Source organism: Tropicibacter naphthalenivorans, from assembly GCF_900176475.1.
Taxonomy (GTDB): domain Bacteria; phylum Pseudomonadota; class Alphaproteobacteria; order Rhodobacterales; family Rhodobacteraceae; genus Tropicibacter; species Tropicibacter naphthalenivorans.
In genome coordinates, this window is the sequence record NZ_FWXX01000007.1 from 103,205 (window position 1) to 125,953 (window position 22,749).

Genomic DNA, 22,749 nt, shown 5'->3' on the forward strand with positions numbered 1-22,749 from the left:
CTCGGATTACAGGTCCATCAGCAGGCGGCGCGGATCTTCGAGCGCTTCCTTGACGCGCACGAGGAAGGTCACGGCGCCTTTGCCGTCGACGATGCGGTGATCGTAGGACAGGGCGAGGTACATCATCGGGCGGATCTTGATCTCGCCGTTGATGACCATCGGACGGTCCTGGATCTTGTGCATGCCGAGGATGCCGGACTGCGGGGGGTTCAGGATCGGCGAGGACATCAGCGAGCCATACACACCACCGTTGGAGATGGTGAAGGTGCCGCCCTGCATTTCCGCCATGGACAGCTTGCCGTCGCGGGCGCGCTTGCCCTTTTCGGCGATCGCCTTTTCGATCTCGGCAAAGGACATCTGGTCGGCGTCACGGATGACCGGAACCACCAGACCCTGCGGGGTGCCCGCAGCGATGCCCATGTGGACAAAGTTCTTGTAGACGATGTCGGTGCCGTCGATCTCGGCGTTGACTTCGGGCACTTCTTTCAGGGCGTGGCAGCACGCCTTGGTGAAGAAGGACATAAAGCCCAGACGCACGCCGTGCTTTTTCTCAAAGAGGTCTTTGTACTCTTTGCGCAGGGCCATGCACTCGGTCATGTCCACCTCGTTGTAGGTGGTCAGGATCGCGGCGGTGTTCTGCGCGTCCTTGAGACGGCGGGCGATGGTCTGGCGCAGACGGGTCATCTTGACCCGCTCTTCGCGCGAGGCGTCGTCAGCGGACACCGGCGCGCGCGGGGCAGCCGCGGCCGCAGCAGGCGCGGGCGCGGATTTCGCAGCGGCCACGGCGGCGGCAACGTCGGCCTTGGTGGCGCGGCCATCCTTGCCGGTGCCGGTCACGGCATCACGGGAGATACCCGCTTCGGCCATGGCTTTCTCGGCGGCGGGGCCGTCCTTGATGTCCTTGCCAGCGCCGCCGTTCCCTGCGGGGGGCGTGCTGTACTGGGTGTCCGCCGGAGCCGCCGCAGGCGCGTCGCCCGAGGACATGACCGCCAGCTTGCCGCCGGCTTCGACTGTGCTGCCTTCGGCGGCGATGATCTCGGTCAGGGTGCCGGAAGCGGGCGCGGGAACCTCGACGGAAACCTTGTCGGTTTCCAGCTCGCAGAGCATCTCGTCCTGCTGGACGCTGTCGCCGACCTTCTTGAACCACGTGGACACGGTTGCTTCGGACACGGACTCGCCCAGCGTCGGGACCATCACGTCAACCGATTCCGATGCGCCGCCGGACGCCTTGGGCGCCTCGGCTGCGGCTTCCTTGGCCTTGGGCGCGGTGTCGCTGCCCGCGTCGCCTTCGGAGATGTTGGCCAGCAGGGCGTCGACGCCCACGGTGTCCCCTTCGTTGGCGACGATGTCGGACAGGGTGCCAGCCACGGGCGAGGGCACCTCGACGGTGACCTTGTCGGTTTCCAGCTCGCAGAGCATTTCGTCCACGGCAACGGTGTCGCCGGGCTTTTTGAACCATGTTGCCACGGTTGCCTCGGTCACGGATTCGCCCAGGGTGGGGACGCGTACTTCGGTCATTTTCATCAATCCTTTTTAGATACCCTAGGGGTTATTCGATGGTCAGCGCTTCGTCGACGAGCGCCGCTTGCTGTGCTTTGTGAGCGGAGGCCAGGCCCGTTGCGGGCGAGGCGGATGTGGCGCGACCAACGTAACGCGGGCGCGGGTGCTTGGCGTCGATGCGGCCCAGAACCCATTCGATGTTGGGCTCGATAAAGTGCCACGCGCCCTGGTTCTTGGGCTCTTCCTGACACCAGATCATCTCTGCGCCTTTAAAGCGTTCCAGTTCCTTCACGAGGCTCAGCGCCGGGAAGGGGTAGAACTGTTCCACACGCAGCAGGTAGACGTCGTCGATGCCGCGGGCGTCCCGCTCTTCGAGAAGGTCGTAGTACACCTTGCCCGAGCACATGACCACGCGCTTGATCTGATCGTCGGCCTTCAGCTGGGTGTCGGAATGACCCTTTTCGGCGTCGTCCCACAACACGCGGTGGAAGCTGGACCCTTCGACGAAATCCTCGACATCCGAAATGCACAGCTTGTGACGCAGCAGCGACTTCGGCGTCATAAGCATCAGCGGCTTGCGGTAGCTGCGGTGCAGCTGGCGGCGCAGGATGTGGAAGTAGTTCGCCGGGGTCGAGCAGTTCGCCACGATCCAGTTGTCCTGACCACACAGCTGCAAGAACCGCTCCAGACGCGCCGAGGAGTGTTCCGGCCCTTGGCCTTCAAAGCCGTGCGGCATCAGGCAGACGAGGCCGGACATACGCAACCACTTGGATTCGCCCGAGGAAATGAACTGGTCGAACATGATCTGCGCGCCGTTGGCAAAGTCGCCGAACTGCGCTTCCCACAGGGTCAGGGCGTTGGGTTCGGCGAGGCTGTAGCCGTATTCAAAGCCCAGAACCGCGTATTCGGACAGCGCCGAGTCGATCACTTCGTAGCGGGCCTGACCTTCGCGGATGTTGTTCAGCGGGTAGTACCGCTCTTCGGTGTTCTGGTCGATGAACGCCGAGTGACGCTGGCTGAACGTGCCACGGGTGCTGTCCTGACCGGCCAGACGGATCGGGTAGCCTTCGAGTTGCAGCGAGCCAAAGGCCAGCGCCTCGGCGGTCGCCCAGTCATAGCCCTTGCCGGTTTCGAACATCTTGGCGCGGGCGTCCACAAGGCGGCCCACCGTTTTGTGCAGCGGGAAGCCGTCGGGGATGCGGGTCAGCGCGCCGCCCACCTCTTTCAAGGTCGCCTCGGCGATGGCGGTCTTGCCACGCTGGTACTTGCCCTGCTTTTGCTTATCCAGGTGCGACCAACGCCCGTCCAGCCAGTCAGCCTTGTTTGGCTTGTAGGTCTTGCCGGCCTCGAACTCTTCGTTCAGGTGGGCCTGGAAAGCGGCCTTCATATCCTCGATTTCGCCCTCGGGGATCAGACCGTCCTTGACCAGACGCTCGGTGTACAGGGTCAGCGTGGTCTTTTGCTTCTTGATCTTGTTGTACATCACCGGGTTGGTGAACATGGGCTCGTCGCCCTCGTTGTGACCAAAGCGGCGGTAGCAGAACATGTCGATCACGACGTCCTTGCCGAACTTCTGGCGGAACTCGGTCGCGACCTTGGCGGCGTGCACCACTGCCTCGGGGTCATCGCCGTTCACGTGGAAGATCGGCGCCTCGACCACCAGCGCGTTGTCGGTGGGGTAGGGGGACGAGCGCGAGAAGTGCGGCGCGGTGGTGAAACCGATCTGGTTGTTCACCACGATGTGCATGGTGCCGCCGGTGCGGTGACCGCGCAGACCGGACAGCGCAAAGCATTCGGCCACAACGCCCTGACCGGCAAAGGCGGCGTCGCCGTGCAGCAGGATCGGCATGACCTGCGTGCGGGTCGCGTCGTTCATCTGGTCCTGCTTGGCGCGGACCTTGCCCAGCACAACCGGGTTCACCGCCTCAAGGTGCGAGGGGTTCGCGGTCAGCGACAGGTGCACCGGGTGGCCGTCGAATTCACGGTCAGAGGACGCGCCGAGGTGATATTTAACGTCGCCGGAGCCGTCCACATCCTCGGGCTTGAACGAGCCGCCCTGGAATTCGTTGAAGATCGCCTTGTAGGGCTTGTTCATCACGTTCGCCAGAACGCTAAGACGGCCACGGTGCGGCATCCCGATGACGATTTCCTTGACCCCAAGGTTGCCGCCGCGCTTGATGATCTGCTCCATCGCGGGGATCAGGCTTTCGCCGCCGTCCAGACCAAAGCGTTTGGTGCCCATGTACTTGACGTGCAGGAACTTTTCAAAGCCCTCGGCCTCGACCATCTTGTTCAGAATGGCGCGGCGCCCTTCGCGGGTGAACTTGACCTCTTTGCCGTAGCCCTCGATGCGCTCCTTGAGCCAAGCGGATTGCTCGGGGTCGGAAATGTGCATGTATTGCAGGGCAAAGGTGCCGCAATAGGTGCGCTTGATGATCGAGAGGATCTCGCGCAGCGTGGCGATCTGAAGGCCCAACACGTTGTCGATAAAGATCGGGCGATCCATGTCGGCTTCGGTAAAGCCGTAGGATTTCGGGTCCAGCTCGGGGTGGTTCGAGGTGTCGCGCAGACCCAGCGGATCGAGATCAGCGGCAAGGTGGCCACGAATACGGTAGGCGCGGATGATCATCAGCGCGCGGATCGAATCCAGCACGGCGCGTTGGATCGCGTCGTCCGACACCTTGACGCCAGCCGCCTCGGCCTTTTCCTTGATCTTCTTGCCCGCGCCCTTGGCTTCGGCGGGGACCATCGGCATGGGCCACTCGCCGGTCAGCGCGCCGGTCAGGTCATCATTGGGGGCAGGCGGCCAGTCGGTGCGCGCCCAGGACGGGCCGTCGGCCTCTTTCTTGACGTCCATGTCGTCGTCGCCCAGCTGGGCAAAGAATTCCTGCCACGCCGCGTCAACCGCGTTGGGGTCGGCCGCATAGCGCGCGTACATCTGTTCGAGGTACTCAGCATTGTGCCCCTGCATAAAGCTGGAAGCATGGAAGAGGTCGTTGGGGCTTTGGTCGTTCATATGTTTAACCTCGGGATTGAGGGGCGTCGTTAAATCGGGTTCAGGGCAGGCAGGGCTGGTCGCCGTACTCTGGCGAGGAACAGGTTATGTCGGCGTAAAGACTGGCGTCTGGCGTGGCATAGGTTGTGACATGGGGGCGCATATCCCATTGTCCAGCCTGTTCCTCGCGCACGATGGCCATGGCGCGGTCCGGATCGGCCAGTGCCTCGGCAGAGCGGTGGTCGGGAATGCGGAACCATTGCCCGCCGATTTCGGCCAGCGTCATCTGGTTGCGCCGCTCGCTACAGCCACCAAGGGCAGTCAGGCACAGGGCAAGGCAGGTCAGACGGGCAAAACGGGTCATACGGGCACCTTTACTGGAACAAAAACGGGGGCAAACAGGTGGGCCGATGCGTCGCCCGCGCAGGATTGCACCCGCGCCATGGCGTTCCGCGCCCAAGCCTCGGCCCCGTCAGAGGCGCTGAGGTCGTCGCGAAAACGCGTCTCCTCGGTGATCATGCGCTGCATATAGGCGGTTTCATGCGACCCGGCGGCGCGCAGACGGGCCACACGCAGGCTCATGCGCTCGGACAGGTCGGCGAAATGCGCCACCTCGGCGCGCGAGACCGCACCATTGGCCGCTTGCAGGCGCGGCAGCAGGTCGGCCAGCACAAGGGCCGTCGCGGCGCAGCGCACCTCGGCCATGACCAGCGGGTCGTCATTTTCCGGGTAAAACGCCCAGAGCAGCAGCAGCCCGCAGGCCACGAGGATCAACAAAACCGAAGGTTGGCGCAGCGCACTCATGCCAGCCCCCCTTTGGCGCGGTGATCATGGCTGACGAAGGCGGACCCCTTCGGCAGGCAAAATCCCGCGAATGTCACAGGTACAAAAGAGCAGGCGGCCAGCACAAAGCCAGCCGCCATGCGCCGCATGGCGCGGTGCGCGAAGATGCCTTCGCACAGCCACGGGATATGCGGCGCTTTTGCCATTAGCCCAGCTCGATCGCTTTCATGACGGCCTCGCCCAGGGTGGCGGGGCTGTCTGCGACGACGATACCGGCGGACTTCATCGCTTCGATCTTGTCCTCGGCACCGCCCCTGCCACCGGCGACGATGGCGCCCGCGTGACCCATGCGGCGGCCCGGAGGCGCCGTGCGGCCAGCGATGAAACCAGCGGTCGGCTTCCAGCGGCCTTTTTTCTTCTGCTCCTTGAGGAACTCTGCCGCTTCTTCTTCGGCCGAGCCACCGATCTCACCGATCATGATGATCGAGGTGGTTTCCGGATCGTCGAGGAACATGTCCAGCACGTCGATGTGCTCGGTGCCCTTGATGGGGTCGCCGCCGATGCCCACGGCCGAGGACTGGCCCAGACCCATGTCGGTGGTCTGCTTGACCGCCTCGTAGGTCAGGGTGCCGGAGCGCGAGACCACGCCGCACGAACCGCGCTTGTGGATGTGGCCGGGCATGATGCCGATCTTGCAGGCGTCCGGCGTGATGACACCGGGGCAGTTCGGGCCGATCAGGCGCGATTTGCTGTCCACCAGCGCGCGCTTGACGCGCATCATGTCGAGCACCGGGATGCCCTCGGTGATGCAGACGATCAGCTCCATCTCGGCGTCGATGGCTTCCATGATCGAGTCCGCAGCGAAGGGCGGCGGAACGTAGATCACGGTGGCGTTGGCTTCGGTCACGTGCTTGGCCTCGTGGACCGAGTTGAAGACCGGCAGGTCGAGGTGCGTGGTGCCGCCTTTGCCGGGCGTCACGCCGCCAACCATCTTGGTGCCGTAGGCGATGGCCTGTTCAGAGTGGAAGGTGCCCTGCGAGCCGGTCAGGCCCTGACAGATCACTTTGGTGTTTTCGTCGATGAGGACGGCCATGTGGCGTTCTCCTGTCTGTGCGGATCATCCGCGTAAATCTTTGAAGTCGAACGTTTGCCGGGGCGCAGCGCCCCGGAAAGACGCTTAGCCCTTGACCGCTTTCACGATCTTTTCGGCACCGTCGGACAGGTTGTCCGCCGCGATGACGTTCAGGCCAGAGTTCGCGATGATCTCTTTGCCCTGCTCGACGTTCGTGCCTTCGAGACGGACAACCAGCGGAACCTGCAGGCCGACTTCTTTAACCGCGGCGATCACGCCCTCGGCGATGACGTCGCAGCGCATGATGCCGCCGAAGATGTTCACCAGAATGCCTTTGACGTTGGGGTCAGAGGTGATGATCTTGAACGCCTCGGTGACCTTTTCCTTGGTCGCGCCGCCGCCCACGTCGAGGAAGTTGGCAGGCTCTGCGCCGTACAGCTTGATGATGTCCATGGTCGCCATGGCCAGACCCGCGCCGTTCACCATGCAGCCGATCTCACCGTCGAGCGCGATGTAGTTCAGGTCGTACTTGGAGGCCTGAAGTTCCTTGGCGTCTTCTTCGGTCTCGTCGCGCAGTTCGGCGACGTCGGGCTGGCGGTAGATCGCGTTGCCGTCAAAGCCCAGCTTGGCGTCGAGCACTTTCAGCTCGTTGCCCGGCATGACGATCAGCGGGTTGATCTCCAGCATCTCCATGTCTTTTTCCATGAAGGCCTTGTAGAGGATGCCCATCAGCTTGACGCACTGCTTGACGGCTGCGCCCTCAAGACCCAGCGAAAATGCGATGCGGCGGCCGTGGAACGGCTGGTAGCCGGTGGCCGGATCGACGGAGAAGGACAGGATTTTCTCAGGGGTGGACGCGGCCACCTCTTCGATGTCCATGCCGCCCTCGGTCGAGCAGACAAAGGACACGCGGGAGGTCTGGCGATCCACGAGCAGGGCGAGGTACAGCTCGCGCTCGATGTCCGAACCGTCTTCGATGTAGATGCGGTTGACCTGCTTGCCTGCCGGGCCGGTCTGGTGCGTGACCAGGGTCTTGCCGAGCATCTTCTTGGCTTCTTCGGCGGCCTCTTCGACCGACTTGGCCAGACGCACGCCGCCCTTTTCACCGGCTTCCGCTTCCTTGAAGGAGCCCTTGCCGCGACCACCTGCGTGGATCTGCGCCTTGACCACCCAAAGCGGGCCGTCAAGCTCGCCAGCGGCGGTTTTGGCATCCTCGGCGCGCAGGACTGCGCGACCGTCCGACACCGGCGCCCCGTAGGAACGCAAAAGTGCCTTGGCCTGATATTCGTGGATATTCATGGGTCGTAAACCCCCGTTTTGCTGCGGTTTGCATAGGGTTTACGCCTGTATGGGCGTCGCTGAAAAATACTTTCTTGCCGCATATAGGAAAAATGCGCGCTTTTTCGACATTTGTGATCACACGTTTGCAAGGTGTGATCACAAGCTGTCGGAGCGTTAGCGCCAAAGGCCGGGGGCGGGTGAATCGGCCACCCCGTAAAGCGGCTTTACCAAGCGCCGATCAGCTTTCGCGTCGTTTCGATCAACCGGGCCTTGCGGCCTCTGGGGCTGTTCTTGCGGGTGTATTTGAATTGCGTGGGTTCGCGCTCGGGTTCCGGTTCGCCGCGCACGCGCAGCAAGGTGGTGTCCTGCTCCAGCAATTCGGTCAGGCGCGCGGCCACGTCCGGGGCAAGGATCGACTTGTAGTCGAACGGCGCGGTCGGGTCGGCGCTGTGGTGGGGCATCCGGTGCAGACGGGTCAGGTGCAGCAGCCGCGGGGCGGTCATCTGTTGACCAGAGCTGCGAATCCATTCGGTGTGCATCAAATTGTAGTCGGTGGGCAGAATCCCAAGCCGATAGTTGCCACGATACAGCAGCTCGCGCAGCAAAGGCTGATCCCATTTGAAGTTCGACTGACGAAGCTTGGCGTGCCAGTCGATCATCAACCGGCGGGTCTTGCGGCTTTTGCGCAGGCCCAGAACACCACCGTTCACCTCGGGAAAGCTGTTCGGCGGGCCGGACGGCCCCAGCACAAGACCCGAGCGCGACAGCCGATATTGTTCGTGGGCGGCGACGATGTCGTGGCGGCGGATCAGGTCAAATACGTCCGTCAGCGGCGCAACCACGATGGTGTCGCAATCAAGGTAAAGGGTGTTCTGAAACCGAGAGCGACGGAGCGCTTCCATCTTCGGGCGATGATCGACTTCGCGCAGGCGGACCACGCGGTCAAACACCGGATCATCAACGGGGCGATCGGTAAAAAGATCAATCTGCACATCGCCCATGACGCTGCGTAGGGTCCGGGCGGAACGACGGGCCAGATCGATATACGTCTGGCCCGTTGCTGCAAAGACGAAGCCGTCTTTGGTCATGCGAAAAGCGCGGCTTAGGCGAGCGAGCCGTCGATGCCTTTGCAAGCTTCGACCAGACCCTGAACCGCCTTGACCGAGGTGTCGAACATTTCTTGCTCTTCCTTGTTGAGCTTGATGTTGACGATACGCTCGATGCCGCCCGCGCCGATCACGGTCGGAACGCCAACGTACATGTCGCTGACGCCCAGATCGCCGTCACAGTAGGCGGCGCAGGGCAGGACGCGCTTTTGGTCCTTGAGGTAGGCTTCGGCCATTTCGATCGCCGAGGTCGCCGGAGCGTAGAACGCCGAGCCGGTTTTCAGCAGGCCAACGATCTCGGCGCCGCCGTCACGGGTGCGCTGAACGATCGCGTCCATCTTGTCCTGCGTGGTCCAGCCCATCTCGATCAGGTCGGGCAGCGGGACGCCGGCGACGGTCGAGTAACGGACGGAGGGCACCATGGTGTCGCCGTGGCCACCCAGAACGAACGCGGTCACGTCCTTCATGGAGACGTTGAACTCTTCGGCCAGGAAGTGGCGGAAGCGGGCCGAATCAAGCACGCCAGCCATGCCGCAGACCTTGTGCGCGGGCAGGCCAGAGAATTTCTGCAGCGCCCAGACCATCGCGTCGAGCGGGTTGGTGATGCAGATCACAAAGGCGTCCGGCGCGTTGTCGCGGATGCCTTCACCGACGGCTTTCATCACCTTCAGGTTGATGCCCAGCAGGTCGTCGCGGGACATGCCCGGCTTGCGCGGAACGCCCGCGGTCACGATGCAGACGTCTGCGCCAGCGATGTCGGCGTAGTCCTGCGTGCCTTTGAGCTTGGCGTCAAAGCCTTCGCTCGGGCCGGATTCGGCGATGTCGAGCGCCTTGCCCTCGGGCGTACCCTCGGAGATGTCGAACAGGACGACGTCGCCCAGTTCTTTCATTGCTGCAAGGTGGGCGAGCGTGCCGCCAATCTGTCCCGCGCCGATCAGGGCGATCTTGGGTCTGGCCATGGATGTGTTCTCCAGTCCTTCGTGAATTTGGTCGTTTGGCTACGCCTAAACGTCGCATTGCGCAAGTGTGCTGCGACGCGGCGGGACCCGTTGTTAGGGCTATCGCTTTATCTTTCAGCAGGATAAAGGCAAGGTTAAGCGCAGCTTTGAGGAGAGCAAGGTGGAGCTTTTTACCCTAAGTGTCTTTGCATTCACCATTCCGGCGGTGATTTTCGCTGGAATTTCCAAGGGTGGCTTCGGCTCTGGGGTGGCGTTTGCAAGCTCTTCGATTCTCGCGCTGGCGCTCGATCCGGGAGTCGCCTTGGGGTTGATGCTGCCGCTTTTGATGCTGATCGACGTGGCCAGTTTGCCGGCCTATTGGCGCAAATGGGACTGGGGCGCGGCCAAGGTGCTGATGATCGGGGCGATTCCCGGCACGCTGATCGGGGCGCTGTTCTACGCCTGGGCCAACGCGGACATGATTCGCTTTTTGATCGGGGTGGTCGCGGTCGCCTTTGTGCTGTGGCAGGGGGCCGTGACCAAAGGCCTGATCCGCCTCGGCACGCAGAAATTCGGCCAAAAGACCGGGCTGGTGTCGGGCGTTGTGCTGGGGTTCACCAGTTTTGTCAGCCATGCGGGCGGACCGGCAGCGGCGATTTTCCTGCTGGGGCAGGGGCTGCAAAAGACCACCTATCAGGCGACGACCGTTCTGGTGTTCTGGGCGGTGAATTTCTTTAAATCGGGCTTTTACGCCAGCATGGGCATCTTCACCAAGGACACCCTGCTGATGGATCTCGCCCTGGCGCCCTTTGCGGTGCTGGGCACCTACATCGGCATCAAGGCCCATCATTATATGTCGGAAAAGCTATTCTTTGCGGTGACTTACGTGGCGCTTGGCCTGACGGGGCTGCGCCTGATCTGGGTCGCCGTCACCTAACGGCACATCTGGGGGAGCCGACCCGGCGCGCAATCGCCAAGCGGAACCTCCCCCTCATAGCTCACGCATCGTCCCCCTTGGGCGGCAGCGCTTCGGCAAGTTCTTCAAAGGCTTGGCCAGACGCCACAAGGCAGGTCATGCCGTTCGCGGTGGTCACGGTGATCGTCCAGGATCCACCTTCGACGTTGGCATAAACTTCCATCACGGCGTTGTTCGACCCAAGGCCCATGCTCTGGCGGGTTTCACCATATTTGGCGGCCAGACGGTCCACGACCTGATCGCGCGGCGCACAATGTTGCAGGCCCTGCGCCTCGACATAGGTGGCGGCGCCCAGCAGGAGACCGGCGGACAGCAGGCCCAGTTTCATCATTTTCTCAGTCATCTCTTTACCTTTCGGCTTGACCCGGATGCGCATTATCGGCGGCACTCCGTGATCCATTGGGTCCCCTCGTTCCCGGGACGCTGGCCCTGACCAAACCCGCCCCAGCCGCTTTTCGGCCTGCTCTCACCATCCGCCCCAACCGCCTTAAATGAGGTTAACGCGGCGCGCGGTGCTTCGAATGCAATCTATTCTGAGGGCATTTGCGCCCAAATATCGGGCTTTTTCTGCGATGCGGCGTATTCACCCTTGAAATATCCTGCCCAAACTGCGCACAAACGCGCAACATTATTACCTGACGGAGATTCTCATGGACATGGCATCGCGCCCCTACCGCTCGGTTCTCTATATTCCCGGCTCCAAGGACCGCGCCTTGGAAAAGGCCCGCACCCTGCCGATCGACGCGATCATCTTTGATCTCGAAGACGCGGTCGCCCCGGCGGAAAAGGTCGGTGCGCGCGCCACGCTCAAGACCGCGTTGGAAACCAGCTACGGCAACCGCACCCGCATCGTGCGCATCAACGGGCTGGACACCGAGTGGGGCGAGGACGACGCCAAGGCTGCCGCCGACATGGACTGCGACGCGGTGCTGCTGCCCAAGGTGGAATCGACCGAGCAGCTCGACCGTCTCGCCGCGCTGGTGGACAAGCCGCTCTGGGCGATGATGGAGACCCCCAAGGGGATGCTCGCCGCCGCCGAGATCGCGGCGCACCCCAAGCTGGCCGGGATGGTCATGGGGACGAACGACCTTGCCAAGGAACTCAACAGCCGTTTCCGCGCCGACCGTCTGCCGATGATGCCGGGGATTGGCCTGTGCCTGCTGGCCGCCAAGGCGCATGACGTGGTGATCGTCGATGGCGTGTTCAACGCCTTCAAGGACGAAGAAGGCCTCAAGTTCGAATGCGACCAAGGCCGCGACATGGGCATGGACGGCAAGACGCTGATCCACCCGGCGCAGGTCGACGTGGCGAACGCAGCCTTCGCGCCGTCCGAGGCGGAAATTGACCTCGCCAAGCGCCAGATCGCGGCCTTCGAGGAAACCGTCGCTCAGGGCGGCGGCGTGGCGGTCGTGGACGGCAAGATCGTCGAGAACCTGCACGTGGACACCGCCCGCAAGACCCTTGCCAAGGCGGATGCCATTGCGGCGCTGGCCGAATAAGACCACGTTGCGCCGGGACTGACATAAGGGAACACCATTATGACCATTCTGATTCTCGGCGTTGCGCTCTGGTGGGCGGCGCATCTGTTCAAACGGCTCGCGCCCAGTGCGCGGGCGGGGCTGGGCGCCAAGGGCAAGGGCATCGTCGCCATCGTGCTGGCGGTGTCCGTCGTCTTGATGATCGTCGGCTATCGCGGGGCGGAGGGCGCGTTCTTCTGGGGGCGTCACCCGGCGACCGTGGGGATCAACAACCTGATCATGATTTTCGCGCTCTATCTGACTTCGCCCGGCCCGTCCAAGGGCGCGCTGCTCTACAAGATGCGCCACCCGATGCTGATCGGCTTTTTGCTGTGGACGGTTGCGCACCTGTTGGTGAACGGCGATGTGCCGTCCTTTGTGCTGTTCGGCGGGCTTGGCCTGTGGGCGATTGTCGAAATCCTTGTCATCAACCGTGCCGAACCCGATTGGACCCCGCCCGCCAAAGGCCCGATCAAGAAAGACATCATCTTTATGGTGGCAAGCCTTGTGCTGCTGGCGGTGATCGGCGGCATCCACACCTGGCTTGGCTACCCAACTTTCGGATAACACCATGAAACTCTATCGCTTTTTGTCTGCCGACGACACGTCGGACTTTTGCCACAAGGTGACCGACGCGCTCAACAAAGGCTGGGAGCTGCACGGCGGCCCCACCTATGCCTTCGACGCGGCCAACGGCGTGATGCGCTGCGGCCAGGCGGTCATCAAGGACGCCGAGGGAACCTACACCCCCGACACCAAACTGGGAGAACACTGATGGCTGCCAAGACCAACGCGGGCCGTTTTTTCGAAGATTACGCCATCGGCCAAGTGCTGGAGCACGCGGTGCCGCGCACCGTTTCGGGCGGTGAGCGCGCGCTGTACCACGCGCTTTATCCGGCGCGTCACGCGCTGTATTCCTCGGACCAGTTCGCGCAAGATTGCGGGCTCAGCGCCTCTCCGATCGACGATCTGGCGGCCTTTCACGTTGTGTTCGGCAAGACCGTGCCGGATGTGTCGCTGAACGCGGTGGCGAACCTTGGCTACGCCGAAGGCCGCTGGCTGCTGCCGGTCTACCCCGGCGATACGCTGCGCTCGACCTCCGAAGTCATTGGCCTGAAACAGAACTCCAACGGCAAGACCGGCGTGGTCTATGTCCGCACCCGCGGTCTGAACCAGCGTGACGAAGTGGTCATGGAGTACTGCCGATGGGTGATGGTGCGTAAGAAAAACCTCGACGCGCCTGCGCCGGAAACCGTGCTGCCCGACCTGAAAAAGGTCCTGTCTGTCGAAGATCTGGTGATCCCCGAGGGGCTGGATTTCACGGGTTACGATTTCACGCTGGCCGGAGAGCCGCACCGCTGGGGCGACTACGAGATCGGCGAGACTATCGACCACGTGGACGGTGTCACCATCGAAGAGGCCGAGCACATGCTGGCCACCCGCCTGTGGCAGAACACGGCCAAGGTGCACTTTGACCTGACCTTCCGCCCCGATGGCCGCCTGATCTATGGCGGGCACGTGATATCCATGGCGCGGGCGCTGTCCTTTAACGGCTTGGCCAACGCGCAGATGATCGTCGGCCTGAACGGCGGCGCACACGCCAACCCGTGCTTTGCGGGCGACACGGTCAAGGCCTGGACCGAGGTTCTGGACAAGGCGGAAACCAGCGCGCCGGGCGTTGGCGCGATCCGCCTGCGTCTGGTGGCGACCAAGGGCGGTGCGCCGTTTGTGCTCAAGGGAGAAGACGGCCGCTACGACAAGAACGTGCTGCTGGATCTGGATTACTGGGCGCTGATGCCGATGTAATCCGGCCCACCGGAAACCATGAACGCCGTCCGTCAGATCGCTGCCGGGCGGCGTTTTTGTACGGGGCAGGGGGCATTCCCGACAGAATCCGTCATAAACACGACGTAAACCTGTTAGCGCATAAAATGTGATCACGCCGCGCGCCGGTGTGATCACAAAGCAAAAGATTTCGATCAATTGCGCCAAAAAACCGCGCCTTTGCAGCTGCGGCATAGGTGACAGGGGCGAAAAAAACGATAGAACACTCGGCAAAGGTACCCGAAAGGACATCCCATGCCAGACGTGAACCGCGGCAACCGCCCGCTTTCTCCCTTCATGATCGGGCCGTACTATCGCCCGCAGCTGACTTCGATGACTTCGATCATCACGCGCATCACAGGCAACGCCTTGTTGGTCGGCGCGCTGATGATCGTGTGGTGGTTCCTCGCCGCCGCAACGTCCGAGGAATACTTTGCCATCGCCAACGGGTTTGTGACCTCTTGGTTCGGCGATCTGGTGATGTTCGGCTCTGTCTGGGCGCTGTGGTATCACACGCTGGCGGGCATCCGTCACCTGATCTGGGACAACGCCATGATGCTGGAAATCGACAAGGCCGAGGCGCTTGGCTGGCTCGTCATCATTGGCTCGGTCCTGCTGACCGCCTTTACCGTCATCGTTGTCTAAGGAGCGCGCACCATGGCTTTTCTGACTGACCGCAAACGCGCTGTGGGCCTTGGGTCCGCGAAATCCGGCGTTGAACATTTCTGGGCGATGAAGAAATCGTCGATCGCTCTGCTGATCCTCGTGCCGTTCTTTGTCTTTACCTTTGGCGGCGCGCTGGGGGGCACCTACGAAGAGGTGCTGGCCTATTACAGCCGCCCCTTCCCGGCGATCATCGCCGCGCTGACCATCATTGTCGGCTTTCACCACTTCAACATGGGTGTGCAGGTCCTGATCGAGGACTACGTTCACGGTCTGGCTGAAAAAGTCGCGATCCTGCTGATGACCTGCCTCTCCTACGGTGCCGCAGCGGTTGGCGTGTTCGCCATCGCCAAGCTGGCCCTTTAAGAACGGAATAGACTTATGGCTGCATACGAATACGAGACGCATGATTATGACGTCGTGGTCGTCGGTGCCGGTGGCGCCGGTCTGCGCGCCACGCTGGGCATGGCGGAACAGGGTCTGCGCACCGCTTGCGTGACCAAGGTGTTCCCGACCCGCTCGCACACCGTCGCCGCGCAGGGTGGCATTGCCGCGTCGCTGTCCAACATGGGCCCCGACAACTGGCAGTGGCACATGTACGACACGGTCAAGGGCTCTGACTGGCTGGGTGACACCGACGCGATGGAATACCTCGCGCGCGAAGCCCCGAAGGCGGTTTACGAGCTGGAACACTACGGCGTGCCGTTCTCGCGCACCGAAGAGGGCAAGATCTACCAGCGTCCCTTCGGCGGTCACACCACCGAATTCGGCGAAGGCCCCCCCGTGCAGCGCACCTGTGCCGCCGCCGACCGCACCGGTCACGCGATTCTGCACACGCTCTATGGCCAGTCGCTCAAGAACAACGCCGAGTTCTACATCGAATACTTCGCCATCGACCTGCTGATGGAAGACGGCGTCTGCAAGGGCGTTCTGTGCTGGAAGCTGGACGACGGCACCATGCACGTCTTCAACGCCAAGACCGTGGTTCTTGCGACCGGCGGTTATGGCCGTGCGTATTTCTCGGCGACCTCGGCCCACACCTGCACCGGCGACGGTGGCGGCATGGTGGCGCGCGCAGGCCTGCCGCTGCAAGACATGGAGTTCGTCCAGTTCCACCCCACCGGCATCTACGGCTCGGGCTGCCTGATCACCGAAGGCGCACGCGGCGAGGGGGGGTACCTGACCAACTCCGAAGGCGAGCGTTTCATGGAACGCTACGCGCCGACCTACAAGGATCTCGCGCCGCGTGACTATGTCTCGCGCTCGATGACCATGGAAATCCGCGAAGGCCGCGGCGTCGGCAAGGAAGGGGATCACATCCACCTGAACCTGTCGCACCTGCCCGCCGAAGCGCTGGCCGAACGTCTGCCGGGCATCTCGGAATCGGCGAAAATCTTTGCCGGTGTCGACGTGACCAAAGAGCCGATCCCGGTTCTGCCCACCGTGCACTACAACATGGGCGGCATTCCCACCAACTACTGGGGTGAAGTGCTCAACCCCACCGCCGACGACCCGAACGCCGTTGTGCCGGGCCTGATGGCTGTGGGGGAAGCGGGCTGTGCCTCTGTTCACGGTGCGAACCGTCTGGGCTCGAACTCGCTGATCGACCTCGTGGTCTTTGGCCGCGCCGCCGCGATCCGCGCCGGCAAGGTTGTCGACCGTGACGGCGCTGTCCCGACCGCGCCCAAGGCCGAGATCGACAAGGCCTTTGACCGCTTCGACGGCCTGCGCCACGCCAAGGGCAACATCGCCACCGCCGAACTGCGTCTGGAAATGCAAAAGACCATGCAGCGCGACGCTGCGGTCTTCCGCACCGCCAAGACCATGGCCGAGGGTGTCGAAGCGATGACCGCCATCGCGGGCAAGATGGACGACCTCAAGGTCACCGACCGCTCGCTGGTGTGGAACTCGGACCTGATGGAAACGCTGGAACTGACCAACCTGATGCCCAACGCCCTGGCGACCATCGTCGGCGCAGAGGCGCGCAAGGAATCCCGCGGCGCCCACGCGCACGAGGATTACACCGACCGCGACGACGAGAACTGGCGTGTCCACACGATCAGCCGCGTCGAAGGCAACTCGGTTGATCTGACCTACCGTCCCGTCGTCGTCGACCCGCTGTCGACCGAGGCCGAAGGCGGCATCAGCCTGGCGAAAATCGCGCCCAAGGCACGGACGTTCTAAGGGTTGGCGCGATGACCATGCAAACTGGCCCCTTGGTGCCCGCATCGACCCCTTTCGGTCGATGCAAAAGCTCGCTGGCTTTTCGGCTGCGTAGCCATCCGCTGTATCGCGGGTACCGCACCAAGCTGCGCCGGCAGTCGCAGTCGTCATTCCTGTGGCGTCTGCGGGCGTGGTTGGTCCGGCATCCAATGGTCATCGACAAATCTTGGAACGGCCTTTACCTGCGTCTTTATCCCGGTGAAAACACCTGTGATTTCATGATCACCATGGATGCGCCGCACGACGCCCCCGACCAGATCGGCCTGGCGGCTGAAAGTCTGGCAACGGGCGGGGCCTATGTGGATATCGGCGCAAATGTTGGCCTTTTCGTGCTGCTGGCCCGCCAAGAGATGCCTTCTGGTGCGCCGATCATCGCGATCGAACCGCACCCGCGCACGCTGGAAAAGCTACGCTGCAATCTCGCGTTCAACGAGGCCAACGACGTGCAGGTGGTCGCAGCAGCCGTCGGCGATACCGAGGGTACGGCCAAACTGTGGTCCGTGGCCGAGGAAAACGCAGGTCAGAATTCGATCCTGCGCGAGCTGGCCGATGATGACGCCGCAGCCGTCGAAGTGCCGCTGCGCCCTCTGACCGCGATCTTGGCTGAGGCGGGGGTGACCCGTATCGCGGCCCTGAAGATCGATGTCGAAGGCTTTGAATGCGCGGCCCTGCTGCCTTTCTTTGAGCAAGCCGACAGAACGCTTTATCCGCGTTACGTCATGATTGAGATCGCCCATGCCCACCTTTGGCCCCAAGACCTGATCGGATATCTGCAGGGTTTGGGGTACGCGGTGGCCATGCGCAACGAAACGGATGTCCACCTCATGCTTGATGCCGCGAGGGCCCCCGAGACACGCACCGGTGCGGTCGCATGAGCGCGCCTGTTCCACATTTGACCACGGCTCTTCGGACCGACACGCGCCGCCACCCCGGCTGTGGCAAGCCCCTTCAAGGAGATTGAAATGGTACAATTCACTCTGCCCAAGAACTCGAAAATCCGCACGGGCAAAACCTGGCCCAAGCCGTCGGGTGGCAACGTGCGCAAGTTCCAGATCTACCGCTGGAACCCCGATGACGGCGAAAACCCGCGGGTCGATACCTATTTCATCGACATGGATGACTGCGGTCCCATGGTTCTGGACGCGCTGATCAAGATCAAGAACGAGATCGACCCGACGCTGACCTTCCGCCGGTCCTGCCGCGAGGGCATCTGTGGCTCTTGCGCCATGAACATCGACGGGATCAACACGCTGGCCTGTATCTACGGTCTGGATGAGATCGACGGCGACGTCAAAATCTACCCGCTGCCGCACATGCCGGTGGTCAAGGACCTGATCCCCGACCTGACGCATTTCTACGCGCAGCACGCCTCGATCATGCCGTGGCTGGAAACCAAGACCAACCGCCCCGCGAAAGAGTGGAAGCAGTCCATCGAGGACCGCAAAAAGCTGGATGGCCTGTATGAATGCGTGATGTGCGCGTCCTGCTCGACGTCCTGCCCGTCCTACTGGTGGAATGGCGATCGCTACCTTGGACCGGCCGCGCTGCTGCACGCCTACCGCTGGATCATCGACAGCCGCGACGAGGCCACCGGCGAGCGTCTGGACGAGCTGAACGACCCGTTCAAGCTGTACCGCTGCCACACGATCATGAACTGCGCCAAGACCTGCCCCAAGGGTCTGAACCCGGCCAAGGCCATCGCAGAGATCAAGAAACTGATGGTCGAACGCGCCGTCTGATATGCGCGTTTCATTTTGACGGAACGGGCCCCTGCGGGGGCCCATTTTTGTTTGCCATGACGTTGGTTTGCCGACTGACGCAAGGGAATTTTGCGCCTGACGCATGGCAAGTTTGCCCTTTTGTCAGATGCTTTTCCCGGCCAGAGGCGTATGTAAAGCCGCAGGGAGGGACGCCAACAAAGGAATGGCAACCCATGAACGAACAGCAGAAAACCCCCGCAGAACAAGCGCTTGAAGTTTTGGAACAGGCTTGGGCCTATTTCACCGCCGAGCCGATCAAAGCCTCTGACGCGCCCGTCTACGAAGACCTGCCCCTGGCCGCCTGATCCCAGTCGACCCTTAGCGTTTTACGCTTTCCCGCCGCGGTGGCCTTTGGCCTGTCCGCGGCGTTTGTGTGTTGTTTGCCGCCCGCGTGGCGCGTAGGGCAGGGGCATGATCTATCTGCTTGGCCTGCTGCTCGCCTTTGTGCTGGTGGCGATCTATTCCAACCCTGCAACCCGCGCCTGTCGCTGGCGCGAGTACCGGCAAGAGGACGGCGCGCGCTGGGTTTGCGTGCACTGCGGGGCCGAAACCTTAGGCGAGGCGGGACAAAAGCCCAAGACCTGCCTGCGCGACCCGCGCCCCTGAGTCATTTCTGCCGCAGTTTTGCCGTGAAACCCGCCTGCGCCGGAAATTTTCAATGCGACGAAATTTTCCCTTGATCGACTCAATGGTCTGCCCCATATGCGCGTTTAGATAGACGCCAACGCACGCGCCTCTGGCGAGGTGGGCGAGTTTCGGGACCACGGTCCCGGAGGCACCCACGCGGTTACGTAGCGACGGTAACGTCTCTGTTTGGAACTGAGCGGTCTGCGCCGGGAAACCGGAATGGCCGGGTCTAATTGGAGATGACCCATGAATGCTTACGTAACCGGGTTTGCAGCCCGCGAAGAACTGACTCTGTCGCGCGCCGAAGCTTACATACACCAGCATCGTTTTGAGCGTCCGACGCTCGTGATCGACACGCAGGCCGTGGCGCGTCAGTATTCCGCTCTGGCCCAGGGGCTGGGCCGTGCGCACATCCACTTTGCGGTCAAAGCCAACCCGGCGCCGGGAATCCTGTCCACGCTGGCGGCCCTTGGGTCGAACTTCGACGCCGCCTCGCGCGCCGAGATCCAGATGTGCCTCGACGCGGGTGCAACCGCCGACCGTATCAGCTTTGGCAACACGATCAAGCGCGTGTCCGACATCGCATGGGCGCACGCGCAGGGCATCGACCTGTTCGCCGCCGACGCCGAAGAAGAGCTGCACAAGATCGCAGCGCACGCCCCCGGCGCCCGCGTATACATCCGCATCATCGTCGACGCCTGCGAAGCCGACTGGCCGCTGTCGCGCAAGTTCGGCTGCGCCCGCGACAAGGCGCTGGAGCTGATCGCGCTGGCCAAAACGCTGGATCTGCGTCCGGTTGGTCTGTCCTTCCACGTGGGCAGCCAGACCCGCCGCGCCTCGATGTGGGCGCCGGTGCTGGATCAAGTCGCTGCCGTTTGGCACGCCGCGCAGGCCGAAGGCCACGAGTTCGAGCTGCTGAACATCGGCGGCGGCTTCCCGGCCTTCTACGGTCAGGAAATCGACGCGCCCATGAACTACGCCGCCGAAGTCATGGCGCAGGTGACCGAACGCTTTGGTGACGTGCCGCACATCATGGCAGAGCCGGGGCGTGGTCTGGTGGCCGAAGCGGGCGCGATTGCTGCCGAGGTGCTGCTGGTGTCGAAAAAGACCGACAGCGATCTGCATCGCTGGGTGTACCTCGACATTGGCAAGTTCTCGGGTCTGGCCGAAACCATGGACGAGGCGATCCGCTATCAGTTCATGACCTCGCGCGACCACGAGCCGACGGGCCCCTGTGTGCTGGCCGGTCCGTCCTGCGACAGCGCCGACGTGCTGTACGAGAAGCAGCCCGTGCAGCTGCCGCTTGGGCTTCAGTCCGGCGACCGGATCGTGATCCGTTGCTGCGGGGCGTATACGTCGACCTACGCGTCGGTGGGCTTTAACGGCTTCCCGCCGCTGGATGTGGTCGCGATCTGATCCGGGCTAAAAGACGTTAAAAAGGGCGCGTTCGCGAAAGCGGCGCGCCTTTTGCGTTTCCGGTCTGGACATCGCCGCGGGGGCGTTTGCAAATGGCCCGAAAAAGGAGGCGCCCCATGTCCGAACCCGCCGATGCTGCCGACCGCCGCGCCATTCCGCCGGTGATCTGCTATCCAAACGAAACCCTGCCCAAGGTGCCAATGGATCTGTATGCGCAGGCGCTTGGGGGCGCTGTCATCACCGATACGGTGATTGCGGACCCGCGAGAGGCGTGCAGCTTTCATGTGCCTGCCGGCCATTTCTTTCGCATTGTCAGCGTGGACGGCCCGCAGGTGGGGGACTTGAACCTGTGGAATGCCAATGACCTGTCCGAGAGGTTTTATTCCGGTAAAACCCGCGCCTTGCACGGAACGCATGTAACCACCGGGGACCGGCTTTGGTCGTGTTTCCCGCATTTGCGACCCATGGCGACCGTGGTGCACGACAGCTTGAATTGGTACGGCATCGACGCATTTGGCGGCTCGGTCCATGATGTGATCGGCACGCGCTGCGATCCCTATACCGGGCATTTGCTGCAAGGGGGCCATTACCACCACTGCTGTCATTCGAATTTGACCCGCGCATTGGCGGATGCGCGCGGGTTGTCTTTGCACGAGGCAGAGCCGCATATCCACGATGTGCTGAACGTCTTTATGTGCACTGGGTTTACGCGCGACACCGGGCAGTACTTTATGAAGGCCAGCCCCGTTCGCCCCGGCGATGCCATCACGTTCTTTGCCGAGATTGATGTGCTGGGGGCGCTTAGCGCCTGTCCGGGCGGGGATTGTTCGTCAGAGCATAGCTCGGACACGGCGGCGTGTTATCCGCTGATGGTCGAGGTTTTGAAACCGGCCGAAGGCGCATTAGGCGATTGGCAATCGCCGACGCCCAATGGCTATGACCGCACGCACGGGCGGTAAAAAGGCAGGGCGGCGCGTGAAACGCCGCCCGCTGATTTATTGCGGAAAGGCCGCGTGCAGCGCGATTTCCACCATCTCGCCAAAGGACTTTTCCCGATCTTCCGAGGGCAAGGCCTCTTCTCGCAAAAGGTGATCGGATACAGTCATCACACCCAAGGCGCGGACCCCATGGCGCGCCGCCAGAATGTAAAGCTCGGCCGCTTCCATTTCGACGCCAAGAATGCCGTGCCGCACCATTTGCTCATTCAGATCAGGGCGTTCGTCGTAGAACACGTCTGACGAGTATATCCCGCCCACATGGTGCGTGATGCCCTTGGCCTTGGCCGCAGAAACCGCTGCCTCCAACAGCCCGTAATCGGCGCAGGGCGCGAAATTCAATTCGCGGAAAATGCCAGAAGAGGGTGTGGAGAGCGTGGTTGATGTCATTGCAATAATAACATCTCTTAATTGAATGCGCTCTTGCATTGCCCCGCATGATCCAATTCGGATCAGGGTTTTGGCACCAAAATCGCGGATCAATTCATTGGCGTAGATCGACAGGCTTGGCATCCCCATACCAGAGCCATGGATCGTCACGCGATTGCCGCGCCATGTGCCGGTATAGCCCAGCATTCCGCGAACCCGATTGACGCAGATCGCGTCCTCTAAAAAGGTCTCTGCCGCCCATTGCGCCCGCAAGGGGTCGCCCGGCATAAGGACCGTCTCGGCGATATCGCCGGGTGCAGCACCGATGTGGATCGACATTTACAGCGCCATATCGTCCAGGGATTTGCCCGCTTCGAGCGCTTCGATCAGCCAGTTGGGTTTGCGGCCACGGCCTGTCCAGGTTTGGGTTGCGTCGTCCGGGTTGGCGTATTTCGGCGCGCCTTTGCTGCCTTTGACACCGGCGTCCAAAACTTCGTCCAGCGAAAAGCCAAACTCTTTGGCGGCTTTTTCTGCGGCACGCTTGGCTTCGGCTTTGCGGCGGGCATCCACGGTTTTCAGCGCCTTTTGAGCGTCCGAAATCAGTTGGACCAGTTCATCATGTGAGAGGGTTTCTAGGTTGATATCCATTGGTCTCGCTCCTGTTTTTCGATTCAATTCCCCGAATTTTGAATGGAAGCAAGATA

At 62.3% G+C, this 22,749-nt stretch carries 25 protein-coding genes; 14 read left to right on the plus strand and 11 right to left on the minus strand.

What is annotated here, in order from left to right:
• Window positions 1–6: 6 nt before the first annotated feature.
• The 8 genes from odhB to mdh form a co-directional block, all read right to left on the minus strand.
• Window positions 7–1,518 (minus strand): 2-oxoglutarate dehydrogenase complex dihydrolipoyllysine-residue succinyltransferase, encoded by a 1,512-nt coding sequence (odhB, locus tag B9A11_RS14920; RefSeq protein WP_058247264.1) that lies wholly within the window; start codon window positions 1,516–1,518, stop codon window positions 7–9.
• 31 nt (window positions 1,519–1,549) lie between these two features.
• Window positions 1,550–4,516, minus strand: coding sequence for a 2-oxoglutarate dehydrogenase E1 component (locus B9A11_RS14925; protein ID WP_058247263.1), 2,967 nt, complete (start codon window positions 4,514–4,516; stop codon window positions 1,550–1,552).
• A 40-nt stretch (window positions 4,517–4,556) separates the two neighbouring features.
• Window positions 4,557–4,859 (minus strand): hypothetical protein, encoded by a 303-nt coding sequence (locus B9A11_RS14930; protein WP_058247262.1) that lies wholly within the window; start codon window positions 4,857–4,859, stop codon window positions 4,557–4,559.
• Window positions 4,856–5,299, minus strand: coding sequence for a hypothetical protein (locus tag B9A11_RS14935; RefSeq protein WP_058247261.1), 444 nt, complete (start codon window positions 5,297–5,299; stop codon window positions 4,856–4,858). The genes B9A11_RS14930 and B9A11_RS14935 overlap by 4 nt, the downstream gene beginning before the upstream one ends.
• A gap of 184 nt (window positions 5,300–5,483) precedes the next feature.
• Window positions 5,484–6,371 carry a succinate--CoA ligase subunit alpha gene (gene sucD / locus B9A11_RS14945; RefSeq protein WP_058247259.1) on the minus strand — a complete coding sequence of 296 codons (888 nt, stop codon included), beginning with the start codon at window positions 6,369–6,371 and terminating at the stop codon, window positions 5,484–5,486.
• Between the two features lie 84 nt (window positions 6,372–6,455).
• Window positions 6,456–7,649: an ADP-forming succinate--CoA ligase subunit beta gene (sucC, locus tag B9A11_RS14950; RefSeq protein WP_058247258.1), complete on the minus strand. Its 1,194-nt coding sequence runs from the start codon at window positions 7,647–7,649 to the stop codon at window positions 6,456–6,458.
• Window positions 7,650–7,855: 206 nt separating this feature from the next.
• Window positions 7,856–8,719, minus strand: a complete 864-nt coding sequence (locus B9A11_RS14955; protein WP_058247257.1) for a putative nucleotide-diphospho-sugar transferase — start codon at window positions 8,717–8,719, stop codon at window positions 7,856–7,858.
• Window positions 8,720–8,733: 14 nt separating this feature from the next.
• On the minus strand, window positions 8,734–9,696 hold the full coding sequence (gene mdh, locus B9A11_RS14960; protein ID WP_058247256.1) for a malate dehydrogenase: 963 nt from the start codon (window positions 9,694–9,696) through the stop codon (window positions 8,734–8,736).
• 160 nt (window positions 9,697–9,856) lie between these two features.
• Between mdh and B9A11_RS14965 the strand changes: the two genes are divergently transcribed.
• Window positions 9,857–10,612, plus strand: coding sequence for a sulfite exporter TauE/SafE family protein (locus B9A11_RS14965; protein WP_058247255.1), 756 nt, complete (start codon window positions 9,857–9,859; stop codon window positions 10,610–10,612).
• A gap of 61 nt (window positions 10,613–10,673) precedes the next feature.
• Here B9A11_RS14965 and B9A11_RS14970 read toward each other — a convergent pair whose 3' ends face one another.
• Entirely contained in the window at window positions 10,674–10,994 is a 321-nt protein-coding gene (locus tag B9A11_RS14970; RefSeq protein ID WP_234988868.1) for a hypothetical protein, read from the minus strand.
• Between the two features lie 307 nt (window positions 10,995–11,301).
• On the opposite strand from B9A11_RS14970, the gene B9A11_RS14975 reads away from it, so the two are divergent.
• From B9A11_RS14975 to B9A11_RS15030, 13 genes are all read left to right on the plus strand, one after another.
• Complete coding sequence (locus B9A11_RS14975) at window positions 11,302–12,150, plus strand: HpcH/HpaI aldolase/citrate lyase family protein (protein ID WP_058247254.1); 849 nt, start codon at window positions 11,302–11,304, stop codon at window positions 12,148–12,150.
• A gap of 39 nt (window positions 12,151–12,189) precedes the next feature.
• Complete coding sequence (locus B9A11_RS14980; RefSeq protein WP_058247253.1) at window positions 12,190–12,735, plus strand: NnrU family protein; 546 nt, start codon at window positions 12,190–12,192, stop codon at window positions 12,733–12,735.
• A 4-nt stretch (window positions 12,736–12,739) separates the two neighbouring features.
• On the plus strand, window positions 12,740–12,943 hold the full coding sequence (locus B9A11_RS14985) for a DUF1737 domain-containing protein (RefSeq protein ID WP_058247252.1): 204 nt from the start codon (window positions 12,740–12,742) through the stop codon (window positions 12,941–12,943).
• Window positions 12,943–13,974 carry a MaoC family dehydratase gene (locus tag B9A11_RS14990; RefSeq protein ID WP_058247251.1) on the plus strand — a complete coding sequence of 344 codons (1,032 nt, stop codon included), beginning with the start codon at window positions 12,943–12,945 and terminating at the stop codon, window positions 13,972–13,974. The genes B9A11_RS14985 and B9A11_RS14990 overlap by 1 nt, the downstream gene beginning before the upstream one ends.
• Window positions 13,975–14,247: 273 nt before the next feature.
• On the plus strand, window positions 14,248–14,637 hold the full coding sequence (sdhC, locus tag B9A11_RS14995) for a succinate dehydrogenase, cytochrome b556 subunit (RefSeq protein WP_058247250.1): 390 nt from the start codon (window positions 14,248–14,250) through the stop codon (window positions 14,635–14,637).
• 12 nt (window positions 14,638–14,649) lie between these two features.
• The gene (sdhD, locus tag B9A11_RS15000; protein ID WP_058247249.1) at window positions 14,650–15,021 is read left to right on the plus strand and encodes a succinate dehydrogenase, hydrophobic membrane anchor protein; all 372 of its coding nucleotides are present in this window, start codon (window positions 14,650–14,652) and stop codon (window positions 15,019–15,021) included.
• A gap of 15 nt (window positions 15,022–15,036) precedes the next feature.
• On the plus strand, window positions 15,037–16,839 hold the full coding sequence (gene sdhA / locus B9A11_RS15005) for a succinate dehydrogenase flavoprotein subunit (RefSeq protein WP_058247248.1): 1,803 nt from the start codon (window positions 15,037–15,039) through the stop codon (window positions 16,837–16,839).
• Window positions 16,840–16,850: 11 nt separating this feature from the next.
• A complete protein-coding gene (locus B9A11_RS15010; protein ID WP_058247247.1) occupies window positions 16,851–17,753 on the plus strand; it encodes an FkbM family methyltransferase in 903 nt (300 codons plus the stop codon).
• Window positions 17,754–17,840: 87 nt separating this feature from the next.
• Complete coding sequence (locus B9A11_RS15015; protein ID WP_058247246.1) at window positions 17,841–18,617, plus strand: succinate dehydrogenase iron-sulfur subunit; 777 nt, start codon at window positions 17,841–17,843, stop codon at window positions 18,615–18,617.
• A 194-nt stretch (window positions 18,618–18,811) separates the two neighbouring features.
• The gene (locus B9A11_RS22500) at window positions 18,812–18,943 is read left to right on the plus strand and encodes a hypothetical protein (RefSeq protein WP_268811259.1); all 132 of its coding nucleotides are present in this window, start codon (window positions 18,812–18,814) and stop codon (window positions 18,941–18,943) included.
• A 106-nt stretch (window positions 18,944–19,049) separates the two neighbouring features.
• Entirely contained in the window at window positions 19,050–19,244 is a 195-nt protein-coding gene (locus tag B9A11_RS15020) for a hypothetical protein (RefSeq protein ID WP_058247245.1), read from the plus strand.
• A gap of 267 nt (window positions 19,245–19,511) precedes the next feature.
• A complete protein-coding gene (locus B9A11_RS15025) occupies window positions 19,512–20,681 on the plus strand; it encodes a type III PLP-dependent enzyme (protein WP_058247244.1) in 1,170 nt (389 codons plus the stop codon).
• A gap of 116 nt (window positions 20,682–20,797) precedes the next feature.
• Window positions 20,798–21,640, plus strand: a complete 843-nt coding sequence (locus tag B9A11_RS15030) for an urea carboxylase-associated family protein (RefSeq protein WP_058247243.1) — start codon at window positions 20,798–20,800, stop codon at window positions 21,638–21,640.
• 36 nt (window positions 21,641–21,676) lie between these two features.
• Here B9A11_RS15030 and deoD read toward each other — a convergent pair whose 3' ends face one another.
• Entirely contained in the window at window positions 21,677–22,384 is a 708-nt protein-coding gene (gene deoD / locus B9A11_RS15035) for a purine-nucleoside phosphorylase (protein WP_058247242.1), read from the minus strand.
• Entirely contained in the window at window positions 22,385–22,693 is a 309-nt protein-coding gene (locus B9A11_RS15040) for an H-NS histone family protein (RefSeq protein ID WP_058247241.1), read from the minus strand.
• Window positions 22,694–22,749 lie beyond the last annotated feature (56 nt).

Excerpts from the sequence above, each read along its gene's own strand:
- odhB (WP_058247264.1), bottom strand. The coding sequence starts at position 1,518 with ATGACCGAAGTACGCGTCCCCACCCTGGGCGAATCCGTGACCGAGGCA.
- B9A11_RS14925 (WP_058247263.1), bottom strand. The coding sequence starts at position 4,516 with ATGAACGACCAAAGCCCCAACGACCTCTTCCATGCTTCCAGCTTTATG.
- B9A11_RS14930 (WP_058247262.1), bottom strand. The coding sequence starts at position 4,859 with ATGACCCGTTTTGCCCGTCTGACCTGCCTTGCCCTGTGCCTGACTGCC.
- B9A11_RS14935 (WP_058247261.1), bottom strand. The coding sequence starts at position 5,299 with ATGAGTGCGCTGCGCCAACCTTCGGTTTTGTTGATCCTCGTGGCCTGC.
- sucD (WP_058247259.1), bottom strand. The coding sequence starts at position 6,371 with ATGGCCGTCCTCATCGACGAAAACACCAAAGTGATCTGTCAGGGCCTG.
- sucC (WP_058247258.1), bottom strand. The coding sequence starts at position 7,649 with ATGAATATCCACGAATATCAGGCCAAGGCACTTTTGCGTTCCTACGGG.
- B9A11_RS14955 (WP_058247257.1), bottom strand. The coding sequence starts at position 8,719 with ATGACCAAAGACGGCTTCGTCTTTGCAGCAACGGGCCAGACGTATATC.
- mdh (WP_058247256.1), bottom strand. The coding sequence starts at position 9,696 with ATGGCCAGACCCAAGATCGCCCTGATCGGCGCGGGACAGATTGGCGGC.
- B9A11_RS14970 (WP_234988868.1), bottom strand. The coding sequence starts at position 10,994 with ATGACTGAGAAAATGATGAAACTGGGCCTGCTGTCCGCCGGTCTCCTG.
- B9A11_RS14975 (WP_058247254.1), top strand. The coding sequence starts at position 11,302 with ATGGACATGGCATCGCGCCCCTACCGCTCGGTTCTCTATATTCCCGGC.
- B9A11_RS14980 (WP_058247253.1), top strand. The coding sequence starts at position 12,190 with ATGACCATTCTGATTCTCGGCGTTGCGCTCTGGTGGGCGGCGCATCTG.
- B9A11_RS14985 (WP_058247252.1), top strand. The coding sequence starts at position 12,740 with ATGAAACTCTATCGCTTTTTGTCTGCCGACGACACGTCGGACTTTTGC.
- B9A11_RS14990 (WP_058247251.1), top strand. The coding sequence starts at position 12,943 with ATGGCTGCCAAGACCAACGCGGGCCGTTTTTTCGAAGATTACGCCATC.
- sdhC (WP_058247250.1), top strand. The coding sequence starts at position 14,248 with ATGCCAGACGTGAACCGCGGCAACCGCCCGCTTTCTCCCTTCATGATC.
- sdhD (WP_058247249.1), top strand. The coding sequence starts at position 14,650 with ATGGCTTTTCTGACTGACCGCAAACGCGCTGTGGGCCTTGGGTCCGCG.
- sdhA (WP_058247248.1), top strand. The coding sequence starts at position 15,037 with ATGGCTGCATACGAATACGAGACGCATGATTATGACGTCGTGGTCGTC.
- B9A11_RS15010 (WP_058247247.1), top strand. The coding sequence starts at position 16,851 with ATGACCATGCAAACTGGCCCCTTGGTGCCCGCATCGACCCCTTTCGGT.
- B9A11_RS15015 (WP_058247246.1), top strand. The coding sequence starts at position 17,841 with ATGGTACAATTCACTCTGCCCAAGAACTCGAAAATCCGCACGGGCAAA.
- B9A11_RS22500 (WP_268811259.1), top strand. The coding sequence starts at position 18,812 with ATGAACGAACAGCAGAAAACCCCCGCAGAACAAGCGCTTGAAGTTTTG.
- B9A11_RS15020 (WP_058247245.1), top strand. The coding sequence starts at position 19,050 with ATGATCTATCTGCTTGGCCTGCTGCTCGCCTTTGTGCTGGTGGCGATC.
- B9A11_RS15025 (WP_058247244.1), top strand. The coding sequence starts at position 19,512 with ATGAATGCTTACGTAACCGGGTTTGCAGCCCGCGAAGAACTGACTCTG.
- B9A11_RS15030 (WP_058247243.1), top strand. The coding sequence starts at position 20,798 with ATGTCCGAACCCGCCGATGCTGCCGACCGCCGCGCCATTCCGCCGGTG.
- deoD (WP_058247242.1), bottom strand. The coding sequence starts at position 22,384 with ATGTCGATCCACATCGGTGCTGCACCCGGCGATATCGCCGAGACGGTC.
- B9A11_RS15040 (WP_058247241.1), bottom strand. The coding sequence starts at position 22,693 with ATGGATATCAACCTAGAAACCCTCTCACATGATGAACTGGTCCAACTG.